The sequence below is a fragment of the Pseudooceanicola aestuariicola genome, from assembly GCF_045763785.1.
Lineage (GTDB): Bacteria > Pseudomonadota > Alphaproteobacteria > Rhodobacterales > Rhodobacteraceae > Pseudooceanicola.
The window spans coordinates 71,298-85,894 of sequence record NZ_JBJGSF010000002.1 but is presented as its reverse complement, the minus strand read 5'-3'; the positions used below and the strand labels follow the sequence as shown (position 1 = coordinate 85,894).

Here is a 14,597-nt window from a genome sequence, read left to right as displayed (position 1 = left end):
GCCGCTCATGACCGTCTATGCAAAAGCCGTCCCTTGGGGCGGCTTTTCTTTTGGGCCGTAACCCGCTTTGATGGCCAGACAAACCGGAGGATAGCACATGGACATCACAGGCAAGGTCGCCATAGTTACGGGCGGCGGACAGGGGATCGGCGCGGCGCTGGCACGGGCGCTGGCGGATGCGGGGGCAAAACATGTCTGCGTCTGCGACCTGAACGGCGACAACGCCAAAGCCGTCGCGGCCGAGATCGGCGGCACAGGCCTGCAGGTCGATGTGCGGGATGCGGCCCAGATCACGGCCATGATTGATCAGATCGAGGCGGATCATGGCCCCGTCGATCTGATGTGTTCCAACGCTGGTATCGCGAATGCCTTTGATCTGGCGATCACCAATGCCGCCGGGGCCACGCCCGAGGAATGGCAGATGGCATGGGAGGTCAACGTGATGGCCCATGTGCACGCCGCCAACGTATTGATTCCGCGCATGATCGAACGCGGGTCTGGCTATTTCCTTCATACGGTCAGCGCGGCGGGCCTTTTGTCCCAGATCGGCAGCGCAACCTATTCCACGACGAAACACGCCGCCGTGGGCTTTGCCGAAAACCTTGCCATTTCGCATCGTGATCAGGGGATCCGGGTGTCGATTCTGTGCCCGCAGGGTGTGGCGACGCCGATGCTGACCGGGATCGGGGCCGAAGGCCCTCAGGCCGGGGATGGGGTCATCACGGCCGAGGCGGTGGCGCAATCGGCGTTGGAAGGCATCCGCAACGAAGAGTTCCTGATTCTGCCGCATCCGCAGGTGCAGAGCTATATGGAAGCCAAGGTCGCGAACTATAACCGCTGGATCGGCGGCATGGCCAAATTCCAGCGTGGGTTTCGCCAAGGATAAGGGTGCTCGGCAGGGCGGGCCGAAGCCTGCCCTACGTGGGCCAGATCCAGTTTCGGTTGTCGCGGTCGGGGGCCAGTCTTGTCAAATTCAGGCCGGTCTCGATCAGGTCCTCGTCCAGTGCCGCGCCTGAAACCAGATGCGCCGTGATCTGGGACAGGGCCGGGGCGGTCTGGACCCCGAACCCACCCTGTGCCGCCAACCAGAAAAAGCCGGGCACCTCGGGATCAAAGCCGCAAACCGGGGATCGGTCTGGCGCAAAAGTGCGCAACCCAGCCCATTTCGATTCGATCCGGCGGACATCCAGATCGAAGGCGGTGGTGACGCGATCGATTGCGATGGCGATCTCCATCTCTTCCGGCTGCGCATCGGTTGGATCAGACAGCGTTTCGTTGGCGGGGGAGGCCAAGAGCATCCCGGCTTCGGGCTTCAGATAAAACCGCTCATCCGCGTCCACGATCATCGGAAGCTGGCCCACGTCCAGTCCTGCTGGCGGCCGCAGCGTAACCGCGCTACGTCTGAGCGGACGCAACCCAAGCGGCTGCGCACCCGCAAGTGTCGCGACATGATCCGCCCACGCCCCGGCGGCATTGACGACAGTGCTGGCTGTCACAGCCTCCGCCCCCAGTTGAACCCGCCATCCCGCGCCCTCACGGTGAAGGCCCGTGACCTCTTGTCCAGTCCGGACATGTCCGCCGTCCTGACGGAATCGCCGCAGATAGCCTTGCACAAGGGCATGCACATCAACATCCTGCGCCGCCCTGTTGGCGAACCCGCCCGCCACATATCCCGGCCTGAGAATCGGAATCTCTGCCTCCAATGCCTTAGGCTCAATCCATTCCAAGAGGTCCGATTCTAGCGCGTCATAGTCTGCCCTTAACCGAAGCAGTTGATCAGAGCGTGCGATCAGCACCAGCCCTCGCGGAGACAGCAACGGGTGGTCGCAAAAACCATCGGGCGGGCTGCGCAGGAAGCGATCGGACGCATGGGTCAGCGCGCGGATCACGTCGTTGCCGTACGTCTGCGCCAAAATCGCGGCGGATCGTCCGGTGGCGTGATAGGCGGGCTGTGCCTCTTTTTCGATCAGCAGAACCCGCGCAGACGGGGCCAGCGCGGCCGCCGCCGACACACCAGCAATGCCTGCGCCTATGATGGCGACATCGAATGTGGAATCATGTGGCATACGGCACCCCGACTGGACGTCTGGCGCCCAGCCCTAAATTAAAAACAGGCATCGACTAACAGTGTTTCCGATAGGAAAAAAGGAAATCGCCGCAGGGGAGAGTTCACATGCCTGGCACCCAACCGAATCCGACTGATCGAGCCGCCCTCGACGACAGTCGCCAGACCTTGGGCGCGCGGGTGAAATACCTGCGCGAAACCCGGGGGCTGACCCTGCAGACTCTGGCGGATCGCAGCGGTCTGGCCATTTCCACCATATCCAAGATCGAACGCGGGCTGATGGCGCCGACGTACGACCGATTCTCGGGCCTTGCGCAGGGGTTGGGCGTTGACGTGGCGGAATTGTTTGCCGATCGCGGCAGGGAATTCGAAACGGGCACCATCGCCGTGGCGCGACAGGGGGATTTTGCCTTTCACCAGACGGAAAACTACACCTACGAAATGCTGTTCCCGGATGTGCACGGCAAATCCATGGTGCCGATGCGCGGGACGCTGAAGCCGCGTGAGACCGTCCATTTCGATCATATGGTACGTCACCCGGGCGAAGAATTCCTGATGGTTCTAACGGGTCGGGTCGTCGTGCAATTCGAAGGGCAGGACGAGCTTGAGCTGGACGAAGGCGACTGTCTGTATTTCGACAGCGGGCGCGGGCACCTTTATGCTGCAGAGGGGCAGGAAGAGGCGCGGATCCTTGTGGTATGTTCGACATCAGGCGACGGATCGGGCGATGACTTGGGACCAGTTTGACCCATTCCCGCAGTTCCCGGTCCAAACCTGTTGACTTTGCGGCGAGTCGGCCCTATCAGCGCGGCTTCAGAACACACGTAACCCAAACCATGGGACGAAATCACTATGGCCAATTCGCCTCAATCCAAGAAGCGCGCCCGTCAGATGGTTCGCCGCACGTCGGTGAACAAGGCGCGTCGCTCGCGCATCCGTACCTTCCTTCGTTCGGTGGAAGAGGCGATTGCGTCGGGTGACAAAGAAAAGGCATCTGCAGCCCTTCAAGCCGCTCAGCCCGAGCTGATGCGCGGCGTGTCCAAGGGCATCGTGCACAAAAACACTGCCTCGCGGAAAATGTCCCGCCTGGCCGCACGCGTGAAGGCAATCGCCTGATCTGACGCTCAAGTCTTTGAACACCAAAGGGGCATCGCGAAAGCGGTGCCCTTTTGTCATGTGGCGCTTTCGCCACCGGAATCGGATTCGATTTCAAACAAGTCTGAGTCAAGCGCTTCTTGCCGTTGCGCGCCTCGCGCAGCAGTTGCTAAGTTCATTTCAGCGATTCACGTCGTCTTGGGGTGCTCAGCGATTCTGGGCCAGAGTTGAGAAAGCTGCCGACGCTTAAATAAAAGCGCGCTGCCATAAGTATCAGCCTGGTTACCGAACCGGTCGAGCAGACGGTAATTGCAACTTTGGGTTGCGCGGTAGGGGACTAATCCGCGCATTCGGTTGCAGTTCCTGACAACAGATTGCCAGACCTTTTGGCTGCTCCTGCTGCGGGAGCGGTCTGGGTGTGGTCTGTCCTAAGTCAATGCGATCGCTGCATCGAACGGGTCGGTGCAGGACATATAGGCGTGTTGGTTTGAAAGCATCTGGGGGCAAAGAAGTAGAATGACAAAAGATCAATGGGGCGCAGTAAAACAGAATCTTCTGAAGAACGTCGGGCAACATAATTACAAAAGCTGGATCGAACCGCTGGTGCTGGTTCAGACCGACGAAGGCGTGGCCACGATCGGTACGCCCAACACCTATGCAGGCACCTATGTGTCGCGCAATTTCGGTGATCTGATTCTGTCCGAGGTGTCGGCCGTCAGCACCGGTGTGCGCCGTCTGGAATTCGTCGTCAGCGAAGCCGCCAATACCAACATTGCAGAACCCGCCCGCCCTGCGCAGGTCGAAGTCGAGCCCAAAGCCGCAGCTGCCGCGGCCGCGCCGGCCAAACCATCGGCCTTGGATGCGATGCTGCAGCCAGCGCCGCTGGACCCGCGCTTTACCTTCGACAGCTTCGTCGTCGGCAAGCCGAACGAACTGGCCCATGCCGCGGCCCGTCGTGTCGCCGAAGGCGGCCCCGTCACCTTCAACCCGCTGTTCCTGTATGGTGGCGTCGGTTTGGGTAAAACTCACCTGATGCACGCCATCGCGCATGAGCTGCAGAAGAACCGTCCCGAACTGACCGTCGTCTATCTGTCGGCAGAACAGTTCATGTACCGTTTCGTTCAGGCGATCCGCGAACGTCGCACCATGGATTTCAAATCGCTGTTCCGCACGGTCGACGTTCTGATGGTCGACGACGTTCAATTCATCGCCGGTAAGGACAGCACGCAGGAAGAGTTCTTCCACACGTTCAACGCGCTGGTGGATCAGAACAAACAGATCATCATCTCGGGCGACCGCGCGCCGGGTGAAATGACCGATATGGAAGAGCGTATTCGGTCGCGCATGCAGTGCGGGCTGATCGTCGACCTGCACCCGACCGACTACGAACTGCGTCTGGGCATTCTGCAAAGCAAGCTGGACGCCTATCGCCTGCAATATCCCGAACTGAAGATGGCCGACGGCGTGCTGGAATTTCTGGCGCACCGCATTTCGACCAACGTCCGGGTGCTCGAAGGCGCGCTGACCCGTCTCTTCGCCTTCTCGTCGCTGGTGGGCCGTGAGATTACGCTGGATCTGACCCAGGAATGTCTGGCCGATATCCTACGCGCGTCCGAGCGTAAGATCACCGTCGAAGAGATCCAGCGCAAGGTGGCCGAGCATTACAACATCCGCATGTCGGACCTGATCGGCCCGAAACGTGTCAGGACCTATGCCAGGCCTCGTCAAGTCGCGATGTATCTTGCGAAACAGCTGACCTCCCGGTCCTTGCCCGAGATTGGCCGCCGTTTTGGCGGGCGTGACCACACCACCGTGATCCACGGCGTCCGCCGCGTGGAAGAGCTGAAGCAGCAGGATGGTCAGATCGCCGAGGATATCGAACTGCTGCGCCGCGCGCTTGAGGCGTAAATCGCGCCTTTCGCTTAGCGAAAGCACAGGAATTTCAAAAGACCGGGCCATCGCGCCCGGTCTTTGCTTGATGCCCCCGGGAATGCGGGTAAAAACCAACAAAACACTTGTGCTGACCCCTGAAACGGGTAGCTTTCCGGTCCCGGCATCGGCAGGCTTTGATCTGACGGGCAGCTTTGGACAGGAGTAAGGGTCATGAAACTCAGCATCGAACGCGCCGCGCTGCTTAAGGCGGTTTCTCAGGCGCAGTCGGTTGTGGAACGCCGCAACACGATCCCGATCCTTGCCAACGTCCTGATCGAAGCCGAAGGGAACGAAGTTCAGTTCCGCGCGACCGACCTGGACATCGAGGTGGTCGACAAGGCCCCCGCCATGGTCGAACGCGCAGGGGCCACGACGGTTAGCGCCGTGACGCTGCATGAAATCGTCCGCAAACTGCCCGATGGCGCGCAGGTCACCCTGTCCGAAGACAGCGCCGCCGGTCGTCTGACGGTGACGGCGGGCCGGTCGAACTTTAACCTCGCCACGCTGCCCAAAGAAGATTTCCCGGTCATGGCGACCTCGGAATATGCGTCGAACTTCTCGGCCCCGGCACCTGTGCTGCGCCGCCTGTTCGACAAATCGAAATTCGCCATCTCGACCGAAGAGACGCGGTATTATCTGAACGGCGTCTACATGCACATCGCCGAAGGCGAAGATGGCCGCGTGCTGCGCTGTGTCGCCACCGACGGTCACCGTCTGGCCCGCATCGATGCGCCGCTGCCGGATGGCGCGGCTGATATGCCCGGTGTGATCGTGCCGCGCAAAACCGTGGGCGAATTGCGCAAGCTGCTGGACGACGACGACATGCAAATCGCCGTGTCTGTCAGCGAAACCAAGGTCCGTTTTGCAACGCCGGAAATCACCCTGACGTCCAAGGTCATCGACGGCACCTTCCCCGACTACACCCGCGTGATCCCGCAGGGGAACACCAAGCAGATGGAAGTCGACGCCGCTGATTTCGCCAAGGCCGTGGATCGTGTGGCGACCGTGTCGTCCGAACGGTCGCGCGCAGTGAAGCTGGCGCTGGACGAAGACCGTCTGGTCCTGTCCGTGAACGCGCCGGACAGCGGCGCCGCCGAAGAAGAATTGGCCGTGGCCTATGGCGACGAACGGCTGGAGATCGGGTTCAACGCGAAATACCTGCTGGAGATCGCCTCTCAGGTCGATCGTGAAAACGCGGTGTTCCTTTTCAACTCGGCCGGTGATCCGACCCTGATGCGCGAAGGTGGCGACACCTCGGCCATCTACGTCGTCATGCCGATGCGCGTCTGAGCTGTCGTATGACCCGCTGCGCGGGTCTGCCTTCGGCGAGAGTATTTTTTTGAAAGATGAAGATGGGGGATGCATGGGGACGCTGTGTCTGACCCGGCTGACCCTATCGCATTTCCGGTCGTATCGCCGTGGTGTGGTCGAGGCGGATGGTCGGCCTGTGGCCATTCACGGCCCGAACGGCGCTGGTAAGACATCACTATTGGAAGCGGTGTCGCTATTTTCGCCGGGGCGCGGGCTGCGGCGGGCAGGGGCAGAGGATCTGATCCGGCGGCCCGAAGCCTTGGGCTGGAAGCTGACAGGTGTGCTGCGCTCGCTGCATAATGTGCATGAGCTGGAGACCATGGCCGAACCCGGAACGGCCCGGACCGTGCGGATTGATGGCAAGGCGGCGTCGCAGGCCGCATTGGGCCGGGTTGCGCGGATCCTTTGGCTGGTGCCGTCGATGGACCGTCTGTGGATCGAAGGGGCAGAAGGGCGGCGGCGATTTCTGGATCGCATGACGCTGAGCTTTAATCCGGCCCATGCCGAAGCGTCGCTGGCTTATGAAAAGGCCATGCGGGAACGCAATCGGTTGCTGAAGGACATGGTGCGTGACGAGCACTGGTATGTCGCACTGGAATCACAGATGGCAGAGGCGGGCGCGCGTATCACCGCCCACCGGGCCGAGGCGTTGTCCCTTATCGCCGCCGCCACCAGTGACACCGCCTTTCCCGCCCCCGATCTGGCGATGAGCCACGCGGAGGGCGAATTGCCCGCGGACGAACTGGCGTTGAAAGCCGCGCTGGCCGATGGGCGCAGGCGCGATCTGGCGGCCGGGCGCACTCTGATCGGGCCACACCGCGTGGATCTGGAGGCGCAATGGGCCGCCAAAGGGATCGCGGCCAAGGATGCCTCGACCGGAGAGCAGAAGGCTTTGCTGATCTCTCTGATCCTCGCCAATGCGCGGGCTTTGGCGGATGACTTTGGCGCGCCTCCCATCCTGCTGTTGGATGAGGTCGCCGCCCATCTTGACGCCGACCGGCGCGCCGCCCTTTATGACGAGGTCTGCGCCCTGAAGGCTCAGGCCTGGATGACGGGCACGGGGCCGGAGTTGTTTGCGGAACTGGGCGAGCGCGCCCAGCATCTGCGGATTACGGACACGGCGGGCGAAAGCCAGATTGAGAAGGATACGCCATGACACCGCAACGGGTGAGCCTGATAACCCTCGGGGTCGAGGATCTGGCCCGGTCGCGCGCCTTTTACGAGGCGTTGGGCTGGCAGGCCGCGGATCAAGCGCCGGGCGTGGTGTTTTTCCGGCTGCATGGCATGGCGCTTGGTCTGTTTGGCAAAGACGATCTGGCCAAGGATCAGGGTCGTCCCGGCGCGCCGCTTGGTATCGGCGCCGTGACCTTGGCGCAGAACTTTCAAGATCGCGACGGGGTCGACGCTGCCTATCAGGCCGCCATCGACGCGGGCGCGACGGAACTGAAGCGCCCGGAGGAGGTCTTTTGGGGCGGGTATTCGGGCTATTATTCGGACCCGGACGGCCATGTCTGGGAACTGGCGTATAACCCGTTCTGGACCGTGAACGACGACGGCACCCTGACGATCCCGGATCCGCAACGCGAATGACCCTGACCGCAACTGAACTGGCGTTTTACGCCGGGGCCCTGTTCATCCTCTTTCTGACGCCGGGGCCTGTCTGGCTGGCCCTAACCGCCCGCGCCTTGTCGGGCGGGTTTCATTCCGCATGGCCGCTGGCGCTTGGCGTGGTGGTGGGCGACGCGCTGTGGCCGCTTCTGGCCGTGCTGGGGGTTAGCTGGCTGGTGGAACAGGTGTCGTGGTTCATGACGCTGCTGCGCTTTGTCGGGGCGGCGATGTTCCTGATCATGGGGATCCTGCTGATCCGCAATGCCGACAAGACCATCGCCAGTGACAGCCGTCTGACGCGGCCGGGCATGTGGGCAGGGTTCATCGCCGGTCTGGTCGTTATCCTGGGCAACCCTAAGGCGATCCTGTTCTACATGGGCGTGCTGCCCGGGTTTTTCGATCTGACGAACATCACGAAATGGGACATCGCGGCGATTATGGGCGTGTCGATGGCGGTGCCGTTCATTGGCAATCTGATCTTTGCGCTGATGGTCGACCGGGTGCGGCGATTGCTGGCCTCTGGCACCGCGATGCGGCGGACGAACACCATCGCGGGCGGGCTAATGATATGTGTCGGGCTGGTCATTCCGTTCACCTAGATCCGGCGTCTGCCGCGCCTTGTGGTCATGACAAAGCTGACGCGGCTGAAACCACAAAATATTGTGGCTGAGACGTGACATTGCCCTGCCAGAACGGTATAAAATCCTACGAATATAGGGGATGTTTTCCGCATGGCTGATCCGCAGCAGGACGTACCGTCATACGACGCCGATTCCATTAAAGTTCTCAAAGGCTTGGACGCTGTTCGCAAGCGGCCCGGCATGTACATCGGCGACACCGACGACGGGTCGGGTCTGCATCACATGATCTATGAAGCCGTCGACAACGGAATTGACGAGGCGCTGGCCGGTCATGCCGACTTTGTCCGGGTCAAGATCCACGCCGATAATTCGGTGTCGGTGCGCGACAACGGTCGTGGGATTCCGGTCAACATGCACTCCGAAGAGGGCGTATCCGCGGCCGAGGTCATCATGACCCAGCTGCACGCCGGCGGTAAATTCGACCAGAACTCCTACAAGGTGTCCGGCGGTTTGCACGGCGTGGGGATTTCCGTGGTGAACGCCCTGTCCGACTGGCTGGAGCTGCGCATCTGGCGCGACGGCAAAGAGCACTACGTCCGCTTCGAAAACTCGCAGACCGTGGCGCCGCTTGAAGTGGTGGGCGATGCGAATGGCGAAAAAGGGACCGAGGTACGGTTCCTGTCTTCGACCCAGACCTTCTCGAACCTCGAATACAATTACGACACGCTGGAAAAGCGCCTGCGCGAACTGGCCTTCCTGAACTCTGGCGTGCGGATCGTGCTGGAAGATGAACGTCCCGCCGAACCGCTGAAGACCGAATTGTTCTATGAAGGCGGCGTGAAGGAATTCGTCAAATACCTCGATCGGTCGAAACAGGCGATGTTCGAAGAGCCGATCTACGTCGAAGGCGAGAAGGACGGCATCGGGGTCGAGGTCGCGATGTGGTGGAACGACAGCTACCATGAAAACGTCCTGCCCTTTACCAACAACATCCCGCAGCGCGACGGCGGCACCCACATGGCGGGTTTCCGCGGCGCGCTGACCCGGACGCTGACGAAATACGCGCAGGAATCCGGTATCGCGAAACGCGAAAAGGTTTCTTTCACCGGCGACGACGCGCGCGAAGGTCTGACCTGCGTTCTGTCTGTCAAAGTGCCCGATCCCAAGTTCTCGTCCCAGACCAAGGACAAGCTTGTGTCCTCCGAGGTGCGCCCGGCGGTGGAAAACCTCGTGGCCGAAAAGCTGGCCGAATGGTTTGAAGAAAACCCCAATGAAGCCAAGGCGATCGTCGGCAAGATCGTCGAAGCCGCGCTGGCCCGTGAAGCCGCCCGTAAGGCCCGTGAACTGACCCGCCGCAAGACGGCCATGGACGTGAACTATCTGGCTGGGAAGCTGAAGGATTGTTCGGAAAAAGACCCCTCCAAAACCGAAGTCTTCCTGGTCGAGGGTGACTCCGCCGGTGGCTCGGCCCAGACGGGTCGGGATCGGTCAACGCAGGCCGTTCTGCCCCTACGCGGTAAGATCCTGAACGTGGAACGCGCCCGGTTCGACCGGATGCTGGGGTCGCAGGAAATCGGCAACCTCGTCATGGCGCTTGGCACCGGCATCGGCCGGGACGAGTTCAACATCGAAAAACTGCGCTACCACAAGATCGTCATCATGACCGACGCTGACGTCGACGGCGCGCACATCCGGACCCTGCTTCTGACCTTCTTCTATCGCCAGATGCCCGAACTGATCGAAGGCGGCTACCTGTATATTGCGCAGCCGCCGCTGTATAAGGTTTCGCGTGGTAAATCAGAGGTTTATCTGAAAGATCAGGCCAGCCTCGAAGACTACCTGATCGCTCAGGGGACCGAAGGCGCCGTGCTGCGTCTGCCCGATGGAGAAGAGATCACGGGCAACGATCTGGTCCGTGTCGTCGAAGGCGCGCGTCAGGTGAAACGCATCCTCGACGCCTTCCCGACGCAATACCCGCGCCACATTCTGGAACAGGCCGCCATCGCCGGTGCGTTCGAAACCGGTCAGGCCGACGCCGACCTGCAAGGCGTCGCCGATAAGGTCGCCGCCCGTTTGGACCAGATCGCCGCCGAATACGAACGCGGCTGGCAAGGGCGCATCACCCAAGACCACGGCATCCGCCTGTCGCGCGTGCTGCGCGGCGTGGAAGAGTTGCGGACTTTGGACGGCGCAGTCCTCCGCTCGGGCGAGGCGCGTCGCCTTGGCCAGATGACTGAGAACCTGCGCGGCGTCTACACCGACCCCGCCAAGCTGGTCCGCCGTGACCGTGGGCAGACGATCTATGGCCCGCTGGACCTCTTGGCCGCGATCCTCGAAGAGGGTGAGCGCGGACTGCAGCTACAGCGCTATAAGGGTCTGGGCGAAATGAACCCCGACCAGCTGTGGGAAACCACGCTGGACCCCGAAGCGCGCACGCTGCTGCAGGTCCGGGTCGAGGATATGGCCGAAGCCGACGATCTGTTCACCAAGCTGATGGGTGACGTCGTCGAGCCGCGTCGTGAGTTCATTCAGGCCAACGCGCTGAACGTGGAAAATCTGGATATTTGAACCCAATTGCCCATCAAATCGAAAGGCCTCGGCTGGACCAACCAGCCGAGGCCTTTCTTATACCGGGCCCGAAAAGACCGCGCACTTATCGCCCGACAGGCTCCAGATCCTCGAACCTGATGCCGGTTGCGGCGTGGTATTCCGCCTCGTCCCAGAAACCGATCAGGATGCCGGTTTCTGCGGCTTTCTTCTGCCGCTCCAGCACTGCAGGAGTCGCGGTGATCCGGGTGTGATGGCGGGTGGCCCAATCCAGTAGGGCGGCCTCCATCCGCTCACGAACAGCGATATGCTCGGGCGTCTGTGATGCACCTAGGTCGTGCACTTCGCTCGGGTCGGTTTCCAGATCGAACAATACAGGCCGGAACCCCTCGCAGCGAATGTATTTCCAGCGCCCATCGAAGATCATCTTCGTGTGTGCATCTTCCTGCTTTTGCTCCAGCGTGCGGGCCATGTCGGACCAGTGATAGTCGTGTTCGCTGATCGCGTAAGTGCGGGCGAACCCCGGCTCTCCGTGCAGCAGGGGGGTCAGGTCGCGACCTTCGATCACATGCGGTTTCGGCTTGCAGCCCAAAGCGTTCATGAAGGTGGGGGCCAGATCGATCATCTCGACCAGCGCGTCAGATACGCCGCCCCGCGTGCTATCGGCCTGAGGCCGGGGATCGGCGATGATCAGCGGCACTTTGACCGCTATCTCGTGATAGAAATCCTTATCGCCCATCCAGTGATCGCCCATGTAATCCCCATGGTCCGAGGTGAAGGCGATGATCGTGTTTTCGGACAGCCCCTTTTCGTCCATCCACGCGAACAGCCGCCCCAGATTATCGTCCAGCTGCTTGATCAGTCCCATGTAGGCGGGGATCACGTGTTCGCGGACATGGTCGCGCGAAAAACTTTGGCAGACACGCGCCTGTTGGTAGGCCTTCACCAGCGGATGATCGGTGTCCTTTTCATCCTCGGACCGGACGGGCGGCACGATATGACTTTCGTCGTACATGTCGTGGTAGGGCGCCGGGACGATGTAGGGCCAGTGTGGTTTGATATACGACAGGTGGCACATCCACGGACGGCCATCGGCGGTGGCCTGCTCCATGAACTCCATCGCGCGGTCGGTCATATAGGCGGTTTCCGAATGCTCTTCGGGCACATTGGCGGCCAGCCGAGAGTTCTTGAGCAGCCATGCCGACAGCAGCTCTCCGTCCTCGTCGAGGCCGGAGTTGGCGAAATCGCCCCAAGGGTTATTGGATTCGTAGCCGTGCGCGACAAGATAATCGTCGTAGGCCGACCATTGTTGGCGCGGGCTGTCGGGGTGCAGACCGTCGTCGCGATCAAACGCCTCGAACCCGCATTCAGAGGCGCGGACGCCAATCTCGCTTGTCGGATCGATCCCCAGCCATGCCATCCCTTCGGCATCGGCGGTCATATGGGTCTTGCCCACCAGAACGGCACGGGCGCCGGCTTCTCTCAGGTGGTCGCCCAAGGTCGGCTCTCCGATCCGAAGGGGCATGCCGTTCCACGTCGACCCGTGGCTGCGCACGTAGCGCCCGGTATAGGCCGACATACGCGACGGCCCGCAGACTGGTGACTGCACATAGGTGTTGGTGAACCGAACGCCTCGAGCCGCCAATGCGTCGATATGCGGCGTCTTCAGATGCGGATGGCCGTAACAGCTAAGGTAATCGAACCGAAGTTGGTCGGCCATGATCCAAAGAACGTTAGGGGTGTCGGTCATTCTGCGGCCTCCGCATTCAGGATTTCGTCTACCGGTAGATGAAGGAACTCTTCCAATCGGTCCAGAAGGCCCGCGAAGGCCCGAATTTCGTCTTCGGAAAAGACCTGTCGCAGCATGGCGCGGCGCCGCGCCATGATCGGGGCGGCGGTCTGATACGCCTGCAGCCCCTGTTCGGTCAGTGCCACGATAGTTTGGCGGCCATCTTCGCTCGATCGCTCCATCTGGACATAGCCCTTGCGCTTCATCTCGGGCAGCGCGCGGCTAAGCAGGGAATGATCGGTGCGCTGAAGTGCCGACAGATCGCGGATGGTCATCGGGCCTGCCTCGTGCAGGTCCCAAAGGGTGCGCCATTCCACGATCGACAGCCCACCGCCCAACTGCAGCAACTGCTGACCCTGCTTGCGCGATGATGAATAGACCGCAGGCAGGCGCGAAAACAGGTTCAGGTCTTCGCGGGTCTGCCGCCGGCGAATCCGATCGCGGTCGATCTGTGCATCCAGGCTCATGTCTCTCCTCCGATGCCTCTGATAAGACCTGAAAAAAATTTACGTGACAAGTCATATATTTTCTGCCAGCGTTTAGGGGCCAGGTCTCGTCAGGGATCGGCCGCCTTTGGAGGAAGGCGCAAAAAACAGGGAGGATTCCATGATCAGACAGACCATTCTGGGCGCTGTGCTGGCCGTTGCACCCATCGCGGTTGCAGCCCAAGCGACGCTGACCGCCGAAACGACCACGCCCGGCTCGACCCCGCATTACATCGACACCACGCTGGCCGCCATTCTGGACAGCACCGGTGTCGCCAACCTGCAGATCACCGAAGGCGCGACGCTGACCAATTCGGTTCAGGCCGTGGCCGAAGGCCGTCTGGACATGGCGCCCGCGCCGCTGATCCTGCCCTTCCTTCTGTCGCGCGGCATTGGCCCCTACAGCGGCATTGGCCCGGAAAAGGGCGCGGAACTGGCGTCCAACATCCGCGTGTTGTTCTTCAACGCGGCTTCGGCGCAGATCCTCGGCTACTACAACAGCAACCCGGTCGAAGACATCCGCGATCTTAGCGGCCTGCGCATCTGGAACGGCCCGCCGCGTGGTGCTGCCCTGACCTCGGGTCGGGCGATGATCCAGCTGCTGTCCGGACTGAAAGACGGCGAAGGTTATGAGGGGATCCAGAACCCTTGGCCCGATACTGTGTCCAGCATCACTGGTGGTGGCGCGGACGCCTGGACCATCCCCGAAGGTCTGCCCTCGGGTCGTCAGATCGCTATCGCTGCCGCGGGCGGTATCACCATCCACGACGTGCCGTCCGACCTTTTGGCCAGTGAACTGGGTCAGCAGATCGTCGCGGCTCCGGGCCACGCGCCGTACTCTGTCCCGGTCGAAGAAGTGCGCGCCGCGTACGAAGGCAACGACATCACCATCGTGACCGACGACGACACCTTCGACAGCTTTGCCACGGCCTTTGGGCAGATCGTGTCCGCCTCTATGGACGAACAACTCGTCTACGACATCACCAAGGCGTACCTCGAAGGGCAGCAGCGGTTCGTCACCGGATCCCCGCGCGGGGCCTTCCTGATGATGAGCTTTGGTGACCTTGATGGCACCAGCCAAGGGGCCTGTGGCGCCGTACAAATCAAGATGCATCCCGGCGCGATTCGCGCGTTTGAGGATGCCGGCCACACGGTCGCAGACTGTCTGCGTCCGTAACTCTCAC

13 protein-coding genes are annotated in these 14,597 nt (G+C 61.5%); 10 read left to right on the top strand and 3 right to left on the bottom strand.

The features are described 5' to 3' along the window. Positions 1-97: 97 nt before the first annotated feature. The gene (locus tag ACI3GR_RS08255) at positions 98-886 is read left to right on the top strand and encodes an SDR family oxidoreductase (RefSeq protein WP_407493716.1); all 789 of its coding nucleotides are present in this window, start codon (positions 98-100) and stop codon (positions 884-886) included. Positions 887-917: 31 nt separating this feature from the next. Here the strand turns inward: ACI3GR_RS08255 and ACI3GR_RS08250 are convergent, their stop codons facing one another. After that, positions 918-2,066, bottom strand: a complete 1,149-nt coding sequence (locus tag ACI3GR_RS08250) for an NAD(P)/FAD-dependent oxidoreductase (RefSeq protein ID WP_407493714.1) — start codon at positions 2,064-2,066, stop codon at positions 918-920. Between the two features lie 107 nt (positions 2,067-2,173). Here ACI3GR_RS08250 and ACI3GR_RS08245 point away from each other — a divergent pair, with 107 nt between their 5' ends. The 8 genes from ACI3GR_RS08245 to gyrB all read left to right on the top strand — a co-directional run bounded on the left by ACI3GR_RS08245 (position 2,174) and on the right by gyrB (position 11,160). Beyond that, the gene (locus ACI3GR_RS08245) at positions 2,174-2,812 is read left to right on the top strand and encodes a helix-turn-helix domain-containing protein (protein WP_407493712.1); all 639 of its coding nucleotides are present in this window, start codon (positions 2,174-2,176) and stop codon (positions 2,810-2,812) included. 105 nt (positions 2,813-2,917) lie between these two features. Then, positions 2,918-3,181 (top strand): 30S ribosomal protein S20, encoded by a 264-nt coding sequence (gene rpsT / locus ACI3GR_RS08240; RefSeq protein ID WP_407493711.1) that lies wholly within the window; start codon positions 2,918-2,920, stop codon positions 3,179-3,181. A gap of 495 nt (positions 3,182-3,676) precedes the next feature. Beyond that, positions 3,677-5,068 (top strand): chromosomal replication initiator protein DnaA, encoded by a 1,392-nt coding sequence (gene dnaA / locus ACI3GR_RS08235; protein ID WP_407493710.1) that lies wholly within the window; start codon positions 3,677-3,679, stop codon positions 5,066-5,068. A gap of 195 nt (positions 5,069-5,263) precedes the next feature. Then, complete coding sequence (gene dnaN / locus ACI3GR_RS08230; protein WP_407493709.1) at positions 5,264-6,382, top strand: DNA polymerase III subunit beta; 1,119 nt, start codon at positions 5,264-5,266, stop codon at positions 6,380-6,382. A gap of 73 nt (positions 6,383-6,455) precedes the next feature. Beyond that, entirely contained in the window at positions 6,456-7,559 is a 1,104-nt protein-coding gene (gene recF, locus ACI3GR_RS08225; protein ID WP_407493708.1) for a DNA replication/repair protein RecF, read from the top strand. Then, a complete protein-coding gene (locus tag ACI3GR_RS08220; RefSeq protein ID WP_407493707.1) occupies positions 7,556-7,993 on the top strand; it encodes a VOC family protein in 438 nt (145 codons plus the stop codon). Before recF ends, ACI3GR_RS08220 begins: the two co-directional genes overlap by 4 nt. Then, on the top strand, positions 7,990-8,610 hold the full coding sequence (locus tag ACI3GR_RS08215) for a LysE family translocator (RefSeq protein WP_407493706.1): 621 nt from the start codon (positions 7,990-7,992) through the stop codon (positions 8,608-8,610). The genes ACI3GR_RS08220 and ACI3GR_RS08215 overlap by 4 nt, the downstream gene beginning before the upstream one ends. Before the next feature lie 132 nt (positions 8,611-8,742). Beyond that, positions 8,743-11,160 carry a DNA topoisomerase (ATP-hydrolyzing) subunit B gene (gene gyrB, locus ACI3GR_RS08210; protein ID WP_407493705.1) on the top strand — a complete coding sequence of 806 codons (2,418 nt, stop codon included), beginning with the start codon at positions 8,743-8,745 and terminating at the stop codon, positions 11,158-11,160. A gap of 85 nt (positions 11,161-11,245) precedes the next feature. On the opposite strand, the gene ACI3GR_RS08205 is transcribed toward gyrB, so the two are convergent. Together ACI3GR_RS08205 and ACI3GR_RS08200 are read right to left on the bottom strand one after the other, a co-directional pair. Continuing rightward, entirely contained in the window at positions 11,246-12,889 is a 1,644-nt protein-coding gene (locus ACI3GR_RS08205; protein WP_407493704.1) for a sulfatase-like hydrolase/transferase, read from the bottom strand. Next, complete coding sequence (locus ACI3GR_RS08200) at positions 12,886-13,395, bottom strand: MarR family winged helix-turn-helix transcriptional regulator (RefSeq protein WP_407493702.1); 510 nt, start codon at positions 13,393-13,395, stop codon at positions 12,886-12,888. The genes ACI3GR_RS08205 and ACI3GR_RS08200 overlap by 4 nt, the downstream gene beginning before the upstream one ends. 139 nt (positions 13,396-13,534) lie before the next feature. On the opposite strand from ACI3GR_RS08200, the gene ACI3GR_RS08195 reads away from it, so the two are divergent. Beyond that, positions 13,535-14,590 carry a TAXI family TRAP transporter solute-binding subunit gene (locus tag ACI3GR_RS08195; protein ID WP_407493700.1) on the top strand — a complete coding sequence of 352 codons (1,056 nt, stop codon included), beginning with the start codon at positions 13,535-13,537 and terminating at the stop codon, positions 14,588-14,590. Positions 14,591-14,597 lie beyond the last annotated feature (7 nt).